General features: G+C 71.4%; 9 protein-coding genes. 4 read left to right on the top strand and 5 right to left on the bottom strand.

Annotated features, from left to right (window positions below; all coding sequences use genetic code 11):
- Nucleotides 1-107 precede the first annotated feature (107 nt).
- Both lhgO and ABZ826_RS24820 read right to left on the bottom strand, forming a co-directional pair.
- On the bottom strand, nucleotides 108-1,364 hold the full coding sequence (gene lhgO, locus ABZ826_RS24825) for an L-2-hydroxyglutarate oxidase (protein ID WP_361452275.1): 1,257 nt from the start codon (nucleotides 1,362-1,364) through the stop codon (nucleotides 108-110).
- A 339-nt stretch (nucleotides 1,365-1,703) separates the two neighbouring features.
- Nucleotides 1,704-3,623, bottom strand: coding sequence for a sporulation protein (locus ABZ826_RS24820; protein WP_361452272.1), 1,920 nt, complete (start codon nucleotides 3,621-3,623; stop codon nucleotides 1,704-1,706).
- A gap of 1,286 nt (nucleotides 3,624-4,909) precedes the next feature.
- Here ABZ826_RS24820 and ABZ826_RS24815 point away from each other — a divergent pair.
- Nucleotides 4,910-7,021, top strand: coding sequence for an asparagine synthase-related protein (locus tag ABZ826_RS24815; protein ID WP_361452269.1), 2,112 nt, complete (start codon nucleotides 4,910-4,912; stop codon nucleotides 7,019-7,021).
- 87 nt (nucleotides 7,022-7,108) lie between these two features.
- Here the strand turns inward: ABZ826_RS24815 and ABZ826_RS24810 are convergent, their stop codons facing one another.
- Nucleotides 7,109-9,148 (bottom strand): sigma-70 family RNA polymerase sigma factor, encoded by a 2,040-nt coding sequence (locus ABZ826_RS24810; protein WP_361452266.1) that lies wholly within the window; start codon nucleotides 9,146-9,148, stop codon nucleotides 7,109-7,111.
- Between the two features lie 1,071 nt (nucleotides 9,149-10,219).
- Entirely contained in the window at nucleotides 10,220-11,191 is a 972-nt protein-coding gene (locus ABZ826_RS24805) for a helix-turn-helix domain-containing protein (RefSeq protein ID WP_361452263.1), read from the bottom strand.
- A gap of 339 nt (nucleotides 11,192-11,530) precedes the next feature.
- Here ABZ826_RS24805 and ABZ826_RS24800 point away from each other — a divergent pair, with 339 nt between their 5' ends.
- Nucleotides 11,531-13,027, top strand: coding sequence for an FAD-dependent oxidoreductase (locus ABZ826_RS24800; RefSeq protein ID WP_361452260.1), 1,497 nt, complete (start codon nucleotides 11,531-11,533; stop codon nucleotides 13,025-13,027).
- A gap of 300 nt (nucleotides 13,028-13,327) precedes the next feature.
- Nucleotides 13,328-15,154, top strand: coding sequence for a SpoIIE family protein phosphatase (locus ABZ826_RS24795; protein WP_361452257.1), 1,827 nt, complete (start codon nucleotides 13,328-13,330; stop codon nucleotides 15,152-15,154).
- Between the two features lie 47 nt (nucleotides 15,155-15,201).
- Here the strand turns inward: ABZ826_RS24795 and ABZ826_RS24790 are convergent, their stop codons facing one another.
- Nucleotides 15,202-16,503 (bottom strand): MFS transporter, encoded by a 1,302-nt coding sequence (locus ABZ826_RS24790; protein ID WP_361452414.1) that lies wholly within the window; start codon nucleotides 16,501-16,503, stop codon nucleotides 15,202-15,204.
- Nucleotides 16,504-16,657: 154 nt separating this feature from the next.
- Between ABZ826_RS24790 and ABZ826_RS24785 the strand changes: the two genes are divergently transcribed.
- Nucleotides 16,658-17,215 (top strand): MarR family transcriptional regulator, encoded by a 558-nt coding sequence (locus ABZ826_RS24785; RefSeq protein WP_361452254.1) that lies wholly within the window; start codon nucleotides 16,658-16,660, stop codon nucleotides 17,213-17,215.
- Nucleotides 17,216-17,636: the final 421 nt, after the last annotated feature.

Raw genomic sequence — 17,636 nt, 5'->3', positions numbered from 1 at the left:
AGGCGCTGCTCGCTCCGGCCGCGGCCTGGCCGGGCGTCGGGGCGGAAGGATGCGCGGACGGGCTCGCGGAGGGACTCGCCGAGTGGTTCGCGGAGGGATTCAAGGACTCAGACACAATGCCCCGATTCTACGGCGGGCGGTCTCCACCCCGTCCCCTGTGCCCGGAGCAGTGCCCTGCGTGCCACCTCCCGCCCGATGGGCAGGGAGGCCGTCGCGGCGGGCGACGGAGCGTTCAGCACGTGAACGGTGTGCGGGGCCTCACGGATCAGGAAGTCGTCGACCAGGGTGCCGTCCCGCAGCACGGCTTGGGCCCTGACCCCGGCCGCGGCGGGCCGCAGATCGGCCGCCGTGACCTCGGGCAGCAGTCGCTGCACGGCCGTCGTGAACGCACGCTTCGACAGCGAACGGCGCACCTCGCCCGCCCCGTACCGCCAGTGTCTGCGCGCGATCTGCCAGGTGCCCGGCCAGGTCAGGGCGTCCGCCAGCTCACGGGGGCGCACGACGGGCCAGTCGTACCCCTCACGGGCCAGCGCCGGCACCGCGTTCGGCCCGACGTGGACACTGCCGTCGTGGCCGCGGGTCAGATGCACACCGAGGAACGGGAACGCCGGATCGGGTACTGGATAGACCAGGCCGCGCACCAGCTCCGGCCGCGCCAGCTCGTAGTACTCCCCTCGGAAGGGAACGATCCGCACCCCCGGATCGTCGCCCGCGAGCCGCGCCACCCGGTCGCTGTGCAGCCCCGCGCAGTTGACCAGCACCCGGGCCCGCACCACCGGACCGTCCGCCGTACGCACCGCCACACCCCAGGGGCGCCGGTCGATCGCCGTGACCTCCGCCCCGTAACGGATCACCCCGCCCGCCTCATTCACCTCGGCGGCGAACCGCGCCGCGACCGCCGCGAAGTCGCACACCCCGGTCGTCCCGACGCGGATCGCCGCGAGCCCGTGGACCTGTGGTTCGTGCTGCGCGATCTGGGCGGGCCCCAGCTCGCGCACCGGCAGCCCGTGCTGCCGGCCGCGCTGGACCAGCGCGTGCAGCCGGGGCAGCTCGGACCGCTCGGTCGCGACGATCAGCTTGCCGGTCACCGCGTGCGCGATGCCGTGCTCGGCGCAGAAGTCGACCATTTCGGCGGCGCCACGCACCGCGTAGCGGGCCTTGAGCGAGCCTGGGCGGTAGTAGATGCCGCTGTGGATCACTCCGCTGTTGTGCCCGGTCTGGTGACGGGCGGGGCCCCACTCCTTCTCCAGCACCGTCACCCGGGTGCCCGGAGCGGTGCGCGTGATCGCATACGCCGTCGACAGGCCGACGATCCCGCCGCCGATCACCAGCACATCGCAGTCGTACGCCGCGCGCGTCATCATCACGCCACCTCCCACCCCGATAGTGCACTGACCCACTGACAACGTACTCAAACCAGCGAAGCCCAGCGTGGCGTCGGATCTTTACGCCCGGCGGCATCCGGTGGCCCGCCGTATGCCGTCCGTATGCCGTCCGTATGCCATCCAGGCGCAGGAACGTAGGGACGCAGCGACCCCGGGTACACAGCGACACCGGGGGCGCAGCGACACGGGGGGCGCAGCGACCTCGGGGGGCGCGCTGGGCGACCGACGGGCGCCACGGCCCCGGGGCGCAAGGCAGGGACGCCAGGGCGTTGCCGTGGGAAGCCGCGGGGTGCGGGTCCTCGCCCCCGCGCGGTGCGGCTACGCGGGCGCCACCAGCAGTGGCCGGGCCCGCTCGCGCAGCTCGGCGACGCGCGGCTCGTGCCCGTACGGTTCGAGCCGGTGCAGCAGGTCCCGTACGTACTCCGTGGTCCGCGCCGAAGAGATGCGGCCCGCCACCTCCACCGCCCGGGTGCCCGCCGCGCAGGCCGCGTCCAGATTCCCCGACTCCAGCTCGGCCACCGCCGACACAACGAGCCGCAATCCGTGCGAGCGGACGAATTCCTCGGTCGGCCTGGACAGGGCCTGCTCGGTGAAGCGCCGCACCTGCCGGGGTGCCTTCAGGTCGAGGTGACACTCCGCGGCGTCGGCCGCGAACCGGTCGTACGAGTAGAAGCCCAGCCATGACGGGTCCGCATCGCCGTCCCGGGAACGCTCCAGCCAGCCCTCGGCGGCCTTGAGCGCGGCCCCCGCGGCCGGTGCGTCGCTCGCCTTCGCGTGAGCGCGGGCCTCCACCAGGCGGAAGAAGCTCATGGTGCGGGCGGTGGCGAGCCCCCGGTTGCGTTCGACGGCGGCCTGCGCGAGGTCGACCCCCTCGTCGGCGAAACCTCGGTAGGTCGCCTGCAGCGACATCGAGGCGAGGACATAACCGCCCAGGGGCACGTCGGCCGCGGCCCGCGCGAGTCTCAGGGCCTGGATGTAGTAGCGCTGCGCGGCCTCCTGCTGACCGGTGTCGAAGGCCATCCACCCGGCGAGCCTGGTCAGTTCCGCCGCGGCACCGAAGAGCGCCCGGCCGACTTCGTCGCTGTAGGAACCGAGCAGCAGCGGTGCGGCGTCGACCCGTAAGCACTCGGGGACCATGGAGGAACGCCAGTCCCCGCCGCCGTACTTGGAGTCCCAGCGACGGGCGTCCTGGGCGGCCTCGCGCAGCTTGGAGACATCGCTGTGGCCGACCCGCAGCGGGGAGATGTCGCTCGTGATCGTGGTGGCGGTCATGTTGGCGTGCGCGCTCGCGTTCGCGTGTGCGTTGGCAGTCGCACTCGCGTGTGCGTTCGCGGGCGCACTCGCAGCAGGAGTCGTGGGCGCGGACGCGGATCTGGGCGCGGATCCGGATGTTGTCTCCGGGCCCGGCTGGGCGGGGATGGACGTCGTCCGCTGCGTGCCCAGGGCCCCCAGGGTTCCCAGCGCGGCCTGAGCCGCCTGCGCATTCAGCGCATTTTGTGTTGCTTGAGCCGCCTGAGCCGCCTGTGTCGCCTGTGTCGTCTGTGTCGCCGGTGCTCCAGGCGCCGGCTGTGTGCCGAGCGCGGGCTGTGCTCCCAGCGGACTCTGAGTGGTCTGGCCCCCCGCGGTACCGGACGTGCCGGGTGCACCGGACTCCGGCTCCGCGGTCCTCCCCGTCGTGCCCGATGCCCTCTGCGCCCCTGCACCGGTGCGTGCGCCCCTTGCGCCCTGTGTGCCGAGGATGGCTGTCTCGGCGGCCGTCGCATCGCGCTCCACCGACGGGTCGGCGGGGGATATCAGCCAGCGGGACGCGGGCGTCGCATACGCGCTCACCGAGAACGAGCCCGCCAGCGACTGCCAGATCCCGCCGCTGCCCGCCCGCCGCCCGGCCAGATCCAGCCGGTACAGCTCGGTCGCCGAACGGACCGCCTCGGCCACATCGCGTGGAAAGGCCAGTCCGACCTCGGGGGCCGGATCGGCGTCCGCGAGGCCGATCTCGTGCAGCGGGACCGGACGGCCGAGTTTGGCCCCGATCGCCGCCGCGATGAGATGGGGCGCGGCGCCCTGCGGCACCATGCCCTTGGAGACCCACCGGGCCACCGACGTCTTGTCGTACCGAAGTGTCAGACCGCGCTGCGCCCCGAGGTCGTTGACCCGCCGGGCGAGCCCGGCGTTGCTGATTCCCGCGAGGGCGAGAACGGTTCCGAGCTTCTCGTTCGGTCCGCGTTGCTCCCTGGACATGCGCCACCCCTCGACACACAGACGGCCGCCGCGTCGCCGTTGCGGCGCGCGGCATTCGTACCGTGTCCTCCCCAGGGACGAACCCCGGCACTCCGACCGCACACGCATATGGCCGAGCCCCGAGGAATATGCCTCCTGCCGAGAACCTCAGTAAACCCAGCGTAGTTCGCCGCATCCCTACCGTTAAGGGGCAGACGTCCGTATGGCGGGATTGTTGTCCGTGCGGAGGTGAGCGGGTCCGCGGCTCCGCTCGGGCCGTCGCCGGCGTGCCCCTCTGGTCGCCGCGCACGGCGCCCCGGACCCGGCACGGAATCCTGCCCGGACCCGCGCGGAGCCCCGCCCGGACCTCGACACGGACCCGTCGCGAGGGCCCGTTCCACGCCCCGTCCGTGCGCTCCTGGAAACGCCGTTCGTGCGTGGTGACAGCCCCGTCCGCCGAGCCCCGTACGTGCCCCTGGCGTGTGGCCGTGCGCCCGGCCGTGCGCTCTCGTCCGGCCGTTTCGGAAGGACTTCCATGGTTGCTGCGTGGGTCGGCCCACTGCATTGGACTCAGTGGGCTGGGGGACACTGCCGCCTCATTCCCCGCAGGCGGCGGACCGGTCCGGGAGGTGAACGACACCTCCCGGACTGTGCGTTGAATCCGGTACGGGGGCCGGTGCGGGGCCGTGCGCGGCCCGGGTTCACGGCCGGGGTCGCGCACGTCGGCCGCCCCGGTGGTGATCGTCGGCGGGCGATGGGGGATTCCAGGAGGGATTCGGGGAGAATCATGGAACGAAGTGGGACCAAAAGGGACTTCTGATGCGATGAGTTCGCTGACGTCTGGGTTCAGTGCGCGCTAAGAATGGCCGAATGTCATCGGTTCCCCGAGGTTGGGCCCGGCGATTCGCGGACATCCCGTCGACCCTCCGACGGTCGTCCGTCACCAGGCCGTGGGCGACTCGGGGTGTGGCCGGATTCCGGCCGCTGGATCACGCCTGTCCGGGGAAAGCAACGCGCCCGGACTGCAAGCCCGTTGGGGCATGACCCGCCTCGTGCAGGCCGCGTCCAGGATGTCCCGCCGGAAACCCGCTGCCGGGTCACCGTCGGACGTGCCTCCGTCCGCGCCGGTAGGGGCCCGTTCCGCTCTGGTCTTTGCCAGGGGCGCATGCGCTTCCGACGTGCGCCGTCCGTAGCCCCTCCTGCGCGCCTTTGTCGTGGCAGCATGTTCGCAACGGCGCCGCGCACCACCGGAGTTCTCCCGACAATTTCCTGCTGCGCCGATTTGTCCACAGCCTGTGGAGGCGGCGATGCGTTGGTTGGTGGGGTGGAGCAGTATCGCCGCGAGCTTCGGCACGGCCGGTGCGGTGGGCGCCAGTGACGACGGGCGCACGATGCACCCCGTCGGATCCCAACTGCTCTGGGGCGACCCGGATCCGCTCTGGGCCGTCGGTGACTGGCGCCCCGACGAGATCCGTATCAGCACGGTCGAGACCGCGGAGGGCGCGCCCACCGCCCGCATGGCCGTCCTCGGCTGCTGCAGCGCCACCGACGAACAACTGCGCGTCGGCCTCCTCGCCGCCCGCGGCGGGGCCCTGCGCCATCTGACCTCCTGGCCCGGCAGCTACACGGCCGTCGTCCAGGTCGGCCGCCGGATCACCGTCATCGGGGACCTCGCCGGAGCCCGTCCGGTCTTCTACACCCCCTGGGCAGGCGGTACGGCGTACGCCACCGCCGCCCTCCCGCTCGCCGACCTCATCGAAGCCCAGCTGGACATCGGTCACCTGGCCGCCCTGCTCGCCTGCCCCGAAACACCGGAGGCGCTGCGCGACGGCACCCCGTACGCCGGAGTGAAGCGCATCCCGCCGGGGCACGCGCTCATTCTCCGCGAGGGCTCGCGCGAGATCACCGGGTACGAGGCGGTGGCCTCCCTCGCCGTCGCAGCCCCCCAGATCGACCCCGTCAGTGCCGTCGACGGGGTGCGCGACGCACTCGTCGAAGCCGTACGCGCCAGACTCACGGCCCCGCGCCACGCCCCCGAAACCCTGCCGCCCGACCCGGGCCCGGTCCCCGGCATGGGTCCCGCCGAACGACGCGCCGCCCGCGGCGCACCCGTACCGGGCATCGGCGCCGACCTCTCCGGAGGCAGTGCCTCCGCCACCCTCGCCCTGCTCGCCGCCGGACTGCCGGGCCTGCCCGGCACCCTCCTCGGCCACGGGACGGGAGCGGGGGAGCGGCTGCTCGCCGTCACCTTCAACGACCTCACCGCACGCGGACACGAGGACGAACTCGAACGCGCCCGCGTCATCGCGGCCAACCCGCGCCTGCACCATGTCGTCGTCGCCGCCGGGGAAGAGGCGCTGCCCTATGCCGATCTGGGGAACGGCCCACTCACCGACGAACCCGGCCCGTCCCTCGTCGTCGCCGAGCGCCATCGCCGCCGCCTCGCCTCGGGCAGCGCCGACCACTTCGTCGGCGGCGGCGCCCGGCAGGTGCTCGACGCCCACCCGGCCCGCCTCGCCGACCTGCTGATGGACCGACGCCGACGCCACCTGCTGCGCCCGGTCGCCGCACTCGCCAAGGCCGAGGGCCCTACCGCGCACTCCCTGTTCGTGCCGTTGACCGTCTATCGCGCCGCCCGCCGCCTGTCCCGTACGTCGTACCGCACGGGCCTGGAGACGGCGGCAGGCCGGCTGCCGGACGCCAACCGCCACACTCCCGACCTCGACACCCCCGCCGACGCTTCGCTCGCCGCCCTCGCCTGGTCGCGGCCGGGACCCGCCGCGCACTGGCTGACGGGGGAGGCGCTCGCCGAAGTATCGGTGCGTCTTCAGGAGGCGGCGATCCGGCCCGCCTCCGTCCAGCGTCCGGGTGAGGCCCGTGCCAGGGCGGCTCTCGCCCGGTACGCCGCGGACCACCGGATCCTGGAGCAGGCCGCGGAGAACCGCAGCCAACGGCTGCACGCCCCGTTCCTCGACAACCAGGTCGTACGCGCCGCCCGAGCGCTCCCCGAATCGCTCCGGGTCCAGCCGGGCGCCCGCGCCGCGATTCTGCGCCGGGTGCTCGCGGGCGCGGGCATTCACGAGCTGCCGCCCGGCTGGGGCACCCCCTCCCTGGCCACCTCGAACGCGACGGCCCGCACGGGCCTGCGCGCCGCGCTGCCCGATCTGATCGCACTCTTCGACGCCCCGCTGCTCGCCGACGCGGGCCTGGTCGAGGCCCGCGTCGTACGGAAGGCCCTGCGCGCCGCTTCGGAGGGCGAACCGCTCCCGCTGGACGGCCTGGCGCACCTGGCGTCCACGGAGCTCTGGCTCCGCCGCCTCGTCTCGCGGCGCGGCACCTGCTGGACGGGCACGGCGGCTCCTCGCCAGCGCGCGGTGGCGGGCGGAGTCGTCCCGGCGAGGCGGACACTGCAGCCGTAGGTACGCGGTGGTGCCCCGGCGGCACGCGCCGACCAGTGGTGTGTCAGGTGGCTGCCGGTTCACGGTGGCCGCTGGTCCCTGGTCGCCTCACTGACAGCTGATGGTCGAATCCGCCCAGTTGGCGAGTGCCACGCCGCCGCCCGGCCGCGCCCGCTCGACGACGAGCCGGATCCTTTCCTGACCGGCGATGCCTACTCCGACGGGCACGGCCGGGTCGTTGCCGTTCATCACGGGGGACTGCCACAGCCGTGCCCCGTCACCGTTGAAGACGGAGAAGCGCACCGAGCCCAGCCCCATCGTCATGTCGTCGAGCCCGACCACGGCCTCGTAACGCGTGCACTGCCGGTTCAGCTGGATCGTGACCGAGGACCTGCTGTGGACGGTCACACCGTGCGCGTACTGCGTGCCGCCGATCGACAGGCCGGAACGCTGCCAGACCCAACCGCTCTCACTGATCACGACCTCCGGTTCGGTGTGGTCGCCCAGCACCGAGTAGCTCAGCTCGCTGAGCCGGTAGGCGGTCGACGCAGGCGGCGGAGGGGGCGTCGGTGTCGGCGTAGGGGTGGGTGTGGGCGTGGGCTTCGGCGCGGGCGGCGGGGTCGGGGCAGGTGGTGCGGGCGGCACCGGCTCCGAGGTCGGCTTCGGCTTCGGGGCCGGCTTCGGGGCCGGCTTCGGGGCCGGCTTCGGGGCCGGCTTCGGGGCCGGCTTCGGGGTGGGGACGGGCTTCGGCGGCGGAGGCGAGATCGGTGCAGGTGGTGCAGGTGGTGCGGGCTTCGGCGGCGGCGTCGGCCTCGGCGGTGCGGGCGTCGGCGCGGCGGGCGCCACGACAGCCGGCTTTGCCGTGTGCTTGGCCTCGGGCTTCGACTGGTCGTTGCCGACCAGTGCCCAGGCGATTCCGGCCGTCGCGGCCACGGCAACCGCCGCCGCGATACCGGCCTTCGCCGGGACACCGAGACCTTCGGAGACCGCGGCACCACCGGCCGAGCCCCCGGACGCGCTCCCACCGGTCGCCGCCGCCGCGACTCCCGCGCCCGCGGCTCCGGCCGCACCCCCGGCGACGATTCCGGCGGCCTTGAGCGCATAGCCGGCGGCGAACCAGCCGACGACCGCGACCGGCAGCAGCGCGGGAATCCCGGCGTTGACATGGGCCAGCTCGCCCGCGGCGAGCCGGCACTTCACGCACTCTTCCAGATGCCCGCGCAACCCGCGCTCGGCCCGCATCCGGAGCCCACCCCGGGCATACGCGCCGAGGCGGTCGGCGTACCGCGCGCAGTCGCCGCCCGAGGTGAGCGCCTGGCTCACATGCGCCTGCAGGTAGGCCTGCTTGAGCCCCTCACGGGCCCGGCTGGCCAGCACCGCCGTGGCATTGGCGGTCAGCCCGAACAGCGGGGCGATCTCGCTGGGCGACTCCTCCTCGACGGTGGTGTGCCACAGCACCGCCTGCCAGCGCTCCGGCAGACTGCGGAACGCCTGCATCGCCATCGACTGTTCGGCCTCGTACATCGCCAGCACATCGGCACCGAGGTCGAGCGTGTCCGCGTCCGACACCTGGGACGACTGGGATGCCTGGGCCGCGAACACCGCGAAGTCATCGACCAATTGCTCCCGCTTCGCGGTCTTGGTCCAGGCGGCTCCGACATGTCGGACGGCGGTCATGAGGTAGGCCCGTACAGCTTCCTCGGGCCCCTTGCCCCTGCGTACCGCCTGCAGTGTGCGGGCGAAGACCTCGGCGGTCAGGTCGTCGGCGGTGTGTGCGTCCCGGCAGCAGGTACGCGCGTAGCGACGCACCGCGTCCGAATGCCGCCGGAACAATTCTTCGTACGCGAGATCGTCGCCGTCCCGCATCTGCCTGATCAACTCGGCATCCGAGAACGGGGCGTCGGAGGCACCGGCGGCGGTGCTGCTGCGCTCCCGCTGCATCGGCACCGCGCCCTCGGGCTCGACACCGGCCTCGACGGGCGCCGACCACGGACCGGGCAGGACAGTGCTGCCCCCGGCGTCACCACCGGCTCGCCCGGGTCCGGCCTGGCTCGGTACCTGCCGGGAGGACAGCCCACCGGCGTCCGTCGCACCGCTCACGGCGGGGACGTCGTCGAACGACTCTTCCTGCTGCCCGTCACCGGTCATCGCGGAAGCCCCCGTATGCGCTGTAGGACCCGAACATCGGGCAAGACTGTCACATGGCGCAATCACGCCGACGACTCAGCCCCAGCAACCACTCATCCGGGGCGCTTTCTCGAATGTGAGCACTAGTAGCCGCCCATTCGGGGAACGCTTATCGCGCTTCTTTTGCACACGGATGCTGCGGACAAAGGGGCGGCAGCTTCCTCGTCGAAGGCTCTGCCGAGTCCCGCCCCACGCTGATCGAGCGCGAAACACGCACCGATAAAGGCCCGTTCAGACGGCGTCCGCGAGTCGGCGGAAAGCCGACCGGGAGCCGACCGGGAGCCGAACTGAAGGCGCGGAGGGCCGGTCGGCGGGCGACGAGAGCACCCTGCCGAGAGGGTGTCTGAGGAACCGGGAGCCCGGTGGGACAAACGCGAAGGCCGACGCCGAGAACGGTGGGCGGGCAAGCCGGGCGCGGAACCTGGACGCGGAAGCCGGATACGTGAGACGGACGAGCGAGAATGAGCCGCTGAGCAGGACCCTCTGAAACAGGCCACGTCGGCCACCCACCCCGACCGCTCACTCGGGCGACCCGTTCCCGCCGACGCACCCGAGTCACCCGGACCGCACGCTCACCGAAGAGCCAGCCGTGTACGCACCAACTCAGGGCTCCGCCACGCTCACCCGGCACCGCTCCCCCTGCCAGGCACCCAACCCGCCAGGCACCGAACCCACCACGCTCACCCGGCATCGAACCCGCCCGGCACCCGCCTCACCCCGTCGGCGTCCACCTCGACTCGTGCTGCGACGTCCACCCGACTCTCGCCCCGGCGCCCCGACACGCCCGCGCACGGCTCACGCCCCGACACGCTCGTGCCTCCCCACCCACACCATGGGAGGCGCGAGCACCTCCGCTCATGTCGCGGGCCGCGATCACACCCTCACCCACACCATGGGACCGGAAGGCACCCTTGCTCACGCCGCGGGACGGGAGAGCACCCTCGCTCACGCGCAGGGGCGTCAGCGCATCCCGTTCACGCGCAGGGTCCTGAGCGCGCCCCGTTCACGCCACAGGTCGCAATCACACCCCGTTCACGCCACAGGCCGCGAGCGCAGTCCCTCCAGAAGGATGTCCAGCAGTCGACTCGAAGCCGCGGCCTGCTGAGCCGGGTCAGGCAACGACGGCGCCGCTGTTGCGATGACCAGCAGCACGTCCGCCACCGTCACATCGCGGCGCAGCTCACCGGCTGCCCGCGCCCGGTCCACCAGCCGGCCGACGACCTCCAGCAGTTCACCGGCTCCCGCGTCGTCGGCATCGGGGCCGGTCTCCGCTGCGGAGCCGGAACGCCCGTCGACCGGCCGGAGGCCGACCTGGTCCGCGCCCTGGCGCTGCTGAGGTACTCGCGCCTCGTCCCGCACACTGCCCGAACCCGGTCCGGAAGCCGCTATGGCCGCCGACTCTCCGGTGGCTGAGCCCTCGATGTCGGCAGCGGCGCGGACATCCGCACCGGCATCGGCGTCGACCCCGACCCGCAACACCTGCGGTGGCAGCAACCGTCCCGCGCCCGACGCCACGGACGTCCGCAGGAAGCGCGACAGCGCCGACCACGGCTCGTCCTCCTGGCCCAGCGCGGCCCGCGCCTGGTCGGTCAGCCGGGAGGTCTCCTCCTCAGCTATCCGCCGTACCAGCACGTCCTTGCTCGGGAACCGTCGGTACACCGTGCCGACTCCGACTCTGGCGCGGCGGGCCACGTCCTCCATCGGAGCCCCGTAGCCCAGCTCGCCGAACACCTCACGCGCGGCTCGCAGCACGTGCTCCAGATTCCGCTGCGCGTCCACGCGGAGCGGAGCCGAGCGGCCGTTCGCTCCAGCCGTCACGACCGTGCCGACCGCCCCGGTCACCGCGGCCGTCCCGCCCGTTCCGGCTGCCGGGACCGCGCCGGCCGAACCCACCGTGTCCACGGCCCCCGCAGCTGTCCTCACAGCTCCGTTTCGCCCGTTTCCGTCGGACGAATGGGACGTGACCGCAGCAATGGTCTGCCAATGAGAATCCTGAATGTGCATAAAATTTCCCCCGGTTATGACGTCTCCCCCCGGAGACTTCCCGCCGTTTGAGCCGGTGAGTGGATCACGGTCTCGACCCGGCTCCCCGACGACATACGAACATAGTTGAGCCCGGGTCAATTCAGAAGGGGGTAGTTCCGCACGGAGCGCCCCCCGATCGGAGCAAGGACCGGTTGGTCACTGATTCGTCCCCGGCCCACCACCCCCATTCCAACCCCTGACCTGCGTAGTTTCCGTGTCTCCGAGCGGATCAGCGGCTACGCCCGTCCGAAACCTCCAGTCACACAATTTGCCGGGGCTGTGGACAAACCCTTGAGCGCGTTGCGTCATGGGGTGGTGATGGCTTCAGATTCCGGGGGAACACCCCCCGGCCCCCCGCCAGGTGTGCGCGTTCTCGTCGTCGGCGGTGGCTACGTGGGGATGTACACAGCACTGCATCTCCAGCGGAAGCTGAAGCAGAGACTCAGAAGCGGTCAGGCCGAGATCGTTGTCGTCACGCCCGAGCCCTATATGACGTATCAGCCGTTTCTGCCCGAAGCGGCGGCCGGTTCGATCTCGCCGCGCCATGTCGTCGTGCCGCTCCGCCGGGTCCTGGCGGACTGCAAGATCGTGATCGGTGAGGCCCAGCGCATCGACCACGCCAAGCGGACGGCGACCGTCACCACTCTCGCCACCGGGGAGGACGGCACCGGCGCAGTCGAGATCCCGTACGACGAACTCGTCCTCGCGCCGGGTTCCGTCTCGCGCACTCTCCCGGTCCCCGGCCTCGCCGATCACGGCATCGGCTTCAAGACCGTCGAGGAGGCCATCGGCCTGCGCAACCACGTCATCGAGCAGATGGACATCGCCTCCGCCACCCGCGACCCGGCCATCCGCGACGCCGCCCTCACCTTCGTCTTCGTCGGCGGCGGCTACGCGGGCGTCGAGGCTCTTGCCGAGCTGGAGGACATGGCCCGTTACACCTCGCGGTACTACCACAACATCAAGGCCGAGGACCTGAAATGGATCCTCGTCGAAGCGTCCGGACGCATCCTTCCCGAGGTCGGTGAGGAGATGGGCGGCTACGCGATCCGTGAGCTGCGCGGCCGCAACATCGACGTCCGCCTCGACACCAGGCTGGAGTCCTGCGAGGACCGGATCGCGGTTCTGAGCGACGGTTCCCGCTTCCCGACCCGCACGCTCGTGTGGACCGCAGGTGTCAAACCCGCACCGGTCCTCGCCGCCACCGATCTGCCGCTCAACGAGCGCGGCAGGCTCCGATGCACGGCGGAACTCACCGTCGAAGGGGTCGAGCACGCCTGGGCCGCGGGTGACGCCGCGGCCGTTCCCGACCTGACCGCCGAGGAAACGGGCCGGGAGACCGCCCCCAACGCGCAGCACGCCGTGCGCCAGGCCAAGGTCCTCGCCGAGAACGTCCTCGCGTCGATCAGCGGCGAACCCCTCCAGGAGTACCGGCACAGTTACGCGGGCTCCGTCGCCTCACTCGGCCTCCACAAGGGCGTGGCCCACGTCTACGGACGCAAACTCAAGGGCTACCCGGCCTGGCTGATGCACCGTACGTACCACCTCAGCCGTGTCCCGACGTTCAACCGCAAGGCCCGTGTCCTTGCCGAATGGACTCTCGCCGGGCTCTTCAAACGCGAGATCGTCTCCCTCGGTTCGCTGGAACACCCACGCGCCGAATTCGAACTCGCCGCAGGTGGGCGGCGAGCCAGGCCCGGTGGGCCACCGGGCACCGATGGCCCACGGAACACCGGCGGCCCACCGGGACCCGGGAATCCGCAGAGGCCCGACGAGCCACAGGGCCCCGACGGCCCACCGAGGAACGGCGGCTGACCGTCCGTCGGACCTCCTCGACGTCCCCCGGAGGCGTCGGCCGTACCGACCACTGTCAGTACGGTCCGTCACACTGGACGTGTGACCATAGGTGGGCCCACATCTGCACAGAGTGACCCGGCCGGCAGTGACCAACAGTGAACAGCACCGACGTTCCCGACGCATCAGACGTACGAGCAGGGCGATGAGACCCGGACCCGACCCCGGCGACAGAAAACCGGCAGAAGAACCGGTAGTGGAACCGGCAGAGGAAGCAGCCCGCCCGAGCGGACCAGACCGACACACGAGGCCAGAAATTCCGTGAACTTCACGCGTTGGAGCGCCCGCCTACCCGGAACGCAGCGCCGCGCCGCCGCACGGGACGACCGCAGTTCCGTGCCTCCGGCACGCGCGGAGTACGCGCAGCCCGGGACCGGACCCTGCCCGCTGGACGGCGACACGCGCAGTGACACGCCTGGCGACACCGGCGTCGACACGCCCGGTGAGCCTCCCAGGGACCGCGGACCCGCCGCCTTGGAGGATCTCTCCGCCCGGGACATCCTCGGTCGGCTGCCCGCCCTGGTGGCTCTGGTGTACGGCCCCGATCACCGGATCGCCTACGTCAACGACGCCTACGCCGCCGCCTTCGGACCCCGCCCGGCCGGCGCCACCGCGGCCGAGGCCATGCCCGAGCTCGCCGAGCTCAGTCTGCTGCCGCTCATGGATCAGGTCCTGCGCAGCGGCACCCCTCGTACGGTCAAGTCCCGCAAGGTCCGCAGCGGGAATTCGTACACCGTCACCTGCACCCCGGTGCACAGGGACAGGTGCACCGAGGGCGACGGCGAGACCAGCGGCCGCACCGGCAACAACAACCCCAGCGGCGGTGACGGGACCAAGAAGCAGAACAAGGACATCAAGGACAGCAGGAACAAGAACAGAAACAGGGACAGAGGCACCGAAGGCGGAGTACTCGTGTACGCCGCCGATGTCACCGACCACGCCGAGGCCGCCGAACGGCTCCGCGCCAGCGAGCGCCGCCACCGCGAAACGGCCGTCACCCTCCAGCGCTCCCTGCTGCCGCAGGAGCTGGAACAGCCCGACGACCTCCGGATCGCCGCCACCTATCAGCCCGGCGGTACGGACGCAGCGGTCGGCGGTGACTGGTACGACGTCATCACCCTCGGCGCGGGCCGCACCGCCCTGGTCATCGGGGACGTGATGGGCCGGGGGGTGCGAGCCGCCGCCGTCATGGGTCAGCTCCGCACGGCCGTGCGCGCCTACGCCCGCCTCGACCTCCCGCCGCACGAGGTGCTCCAACTCCTCGACGGTCTCGCCGCCGAGATCGACGCGAGTCAGATCGCCACCTGTGCCTACGCGGTCCACGACCCGAACGAGGGCCGGCTCGTCTACGCCTCCGCCGGGCATCTCCCGATCCTGGTGTGCCACGACGACGGTACGGTCCACCGCGCCGAGGACCCGACAGGGCCGCCGCTCGGCACGGGTGGCTGGATCCACACATCGGGCACGATCGCGCTGCCGCCCGGCTCCACCGCGGTCCTCTATACGGACGGCCTGGTGGAGCGCCGCAGCGAGGACATCGACGAGGGCGTCGCGGCCCTGGAGCGCGCCCTCTCCGGCGCCAAGGGCTCACCGCAGGTGGTCTGCGACCGGCTGATCCGCTCTCTCGGCGTCACCGCGGAACACGATGACGACGTGGCGGTGCTGGTGGTTCAGCATCCCGCCCGTACGGGGGCGAACGCGGAGCTGTTCCACAACGCCTCGCTCGATCTCCTCGGCGGGATCGAAGCGGCCCCGCGCGCCCGCGCCTTCGCGACCGGCGTCCTGACGTCGTGGCGGTTCCCGGTCGAACTCTGCGACCTCGGCGTCCTGGCCGCGGGCGAACTCGTCGCGAACTCCCTCAAGCACGGCACCCCGCCGATGCGCCTGGGCCTGCGCCGCACCGACCGCCGTCTGATCATCGAGGTGACCGACGGCGACGACCACCTGCCCCGTCTGCGTCGCGCCGATCCGGCGGACGAGGCGGGCCGCGGCATCTCCATCGTCGCGACGATCGCCACGCACTGGGGCAGCCGCCGCACACCGGGCGGCGGCAAGGCGGTCTGGTGCGAATTCGCCCTGACGCAGTAGCCGGCAGGGGCCCTGCCGCAACAGGACCCCTGATCGTCGTTACCGTCTCAGCGGGTGGTGACGGCGGAGGCGGCCACGGGCTCGGCGTCCGGGAGTGACACGGCCACCACCCTGGATGGCACGGCCTCGACCGAGGGCTGATCCTGTACGGGAGTGAGCCGTCGGCCGAGCCGCAGCGCCAGCACCGTGATGCCCAGCGAGAACAGCACGAACGTCACGATGTACGGGCCGTGCAACGTCGCACCCATCGGCCCGCCCACGGCCGGACCCACCGCCAGCGCGAGCTGCTTGCACAGGGCGAACGCGGAGTTGTACTGCCCGACCATCGACTCCGGCGCCAGATCGGCGACGAGCGGCGCCACAGTCGGCGACAGCATCGACTCACCGAGCCCGAACAGCGCGTACGTGGAGATCATCGCGGCCGTCGCCATGGTCTGGCTGCCGTGCCCGAGTCCCGCGTACCCCGCCACGATCCAGGCCAAGGCCCAGATCAGACCGACTGAGGCAATGACCCGGCTGCGCCTGCGGCGCTCCACCAGGCGCAGCACGACGAACTGGGCCACGACGATGACGGCGGTGTTCGCGGCCAGCGCGATACCGAGCGTCGACGGCTGGATCCCGGCGGCCTCGGTGCCGTACGCCGCGAGCCCGGACTCGAACTGTCCGTAGCAGGCGAAGAACAGCACGAAGCCCAGCACGCACAGCTGGACCATGGCCCGGTGCGAGAGCAGCGCCCGCAGGCCGCCCGTTGTCTTGGACTCGTCGGCGGGCCGGGCGCCGGAGAAGGAAGGTGTACGGGACAGCCGCACCGTGGAGGCGATGACACCGAGCACGACGAACATCGCGGCCTCGATCAGGAACAGCAGGGTGAACGTCTCCGGCCGGCTCGTGTCGACGATCTGCCCACCGACCAGCCCGCCGATGCCGAGCCCGAGGTTCTGCAGGAAGAACTGCATGGCGAAGGCACGCGTACGGGTGGCGGTGCTGGAGCACCACACGAGCATGGTGGCGAGTGCCGGCTGCATGACCGCGGTACCCGCGCCGAGGACCGCGGCCGACAGCACGGCGGCGGACACGTTCGACGACAGGCCGAGGGCGGCCGCGCCCAGGGAAGCAACGACCGAGGCGACGACGAGCACGGGCAGCGGCCCGCGCCGGTCGATGGCACGCCCGGTGAACGGCAGGACGACAAGCGCTGCCATGGCGAAGACCGCCAGTACGACCCCTGCTGTGCCAGCACCCAGATCCCGTACCTGCGCCACATAGACGTACAGATACGGAACGGTGAACCCCAGCCCGAACGCGCTCAGCGCGCTGCCCAGCTGGATCCGCCGCAGTGCTGCACCCATCTCCCTGGTCACACTCACCTACCTCAAGGTCTCGAAGCGACTGGTCGAGCCATCTCAACGACTCGAACCCGAAGACTTTAGCATTAAAGTTAGAAGCTCAACAATTCAGATTGAAGGACTTCGAGGCCTTAGGGGGCGTGCCATACTGCCCGCCATGTCTGAGACCACCGAGCAGCCCGGCCCGCAGGAGCCGAGCCTCGACGAGCAGATCGCCGCCTACCAGCGCGAGTTCCGCGACCTGGACCCCCAGGTCGAGCAGGTCGTCTCGGCCCTGGGCCGACTGAACCGACGCATGAACGTGGCGTACGGCCGCCAGGTGGCCGCCCTCGGCATCAGCAATGCCGAGTGGGAGGTCCTCAAGACCCTGGTCCTGGCCGGCTCCCCGTACCGCCTGGGTCCGGGAGAGCTGGCCAAGCGCCTCGGTCTCACCCCCGCGGCGATGACGCACCGCATCGACCGTATGGCGGGCGAGGGCCTGGTCACCCGTGACCGGGACGAGAACAACCGGGTGCGCGTGATCGTCGAGCTGACCGACGAGGGGCGCACGAAGTGGCTGGAGGCGATGCGCATGGCCTCCGCCTTCGAGGAGGACCTGCTCCAGGACCTCACGAGCGACGAGCGCGGAGTCCTGGGCGAGATGCTGATCCGCCTCCTGCGCCGTGTGGAGCACGCCCAGCCGGACGCCGGCGGACGTCTCACCGACCTGGACTGAACCCTGCCGGACACGTGGAAAACGGCTTGACCTGCCCGGGTTGACACGCTCTTCCACGATCCGTAAGGTTCTTCGAGTTGTCACGGAGCCGGAACGGTTCTGCGACAACCGATCCCGCCGTGAACGCGGCAACCAAAACTCAGCACGATCTCCCACTCGGGATAATTTCGGCATGCCGAAATTAATTTCGAAGACTCGATTATGAGTCGCCGGGAAAATCCGCTAGAGTTTGGACGTCGGAACGGCCCAGCGGCCGGGAAGACAAACCCCGCTGACTGGGAATCAGGCCCGAAAGGATCTGATAGAGTCGGACTCGCCGGAAAGGGAAACGCGAAAGCGTGGAACTGGAAAGCGGCCCCGCTTCGACCGGGAATCGGACACGAAAGAGTCTGATAGAGTCGGAAAGGCAAGACCGAAGGGA

The sequence above is a fragment of the Streptomyces sp. NPDC047515 genome (assembly GCF_040643055.1).
In the GTDB taxonomy this organism is placed as follows: Bacteria; Actinomycetota; Actinomycetes; order Streptomycetales; family Streptomycetaceae; genus Streptomyces.
This window is presented reverse-complemented; position numbering and strand designations above follow the sequence as displayed.

Coding starts and splice junctions, on each gene's coding strand:
- ABZ826_RS24790 (WP_361452414.1), bottom strand. CDS start 16,503: ATGGGTGCAGCACTGCGGCGGATCCAGCTGGGCAGCGCGCTGAGCGCG.
- ABZ826_RS24805 (WP_361452263.1), bottom strand. CDS start 11,191: ATGCACATTCAGGATTCTCATTGGCAGACCATTGCTGCGGTCACGTCC.
- ABZ826_RS24815 (WP_361452269.1), top strand. CDS start 4,910: ATGCGTTGGTTGGTGGGGTGGAGCAGTATCGCCGCGAGCTTCGGCACG.
- ABZ826_RS24800 (WP_361452260.1), top strand. CDS start 11,531: ATGGCTTCAGATTCCGGGGGAACACCCCCCGGCCCCCCGCCAGGTGTG.
- ABZ826_RS24810 (WP_361452266.1), bottom strand. CDS start 9,148: ATGACCGGTGACGGGCAGCAGGAAGAGTCGTTCGACGACGTCCCCGCC.
- lhgO (WP_361452275.1), bottom strand. CDS start 1,364: ATGATGACGCGCGCGGCGTACGACTGCGATGTGCTGGTGATCGGCGGC.
- ABZ826_RS24785 (WP_361452254.1), top strand. CDS start 16,658: ATGTCTGAGACCACCGAGCAGCCCGGCCCGCAGGAGCCGAGCCTCGAC.
- ABZ826_RS24820 (WP_361452272.1), bottom strand. CDS start 3,623: ATGTCCAGGGAGCAACGCGGACCGAACGAGAAGCTCGGAACCGTTCTC.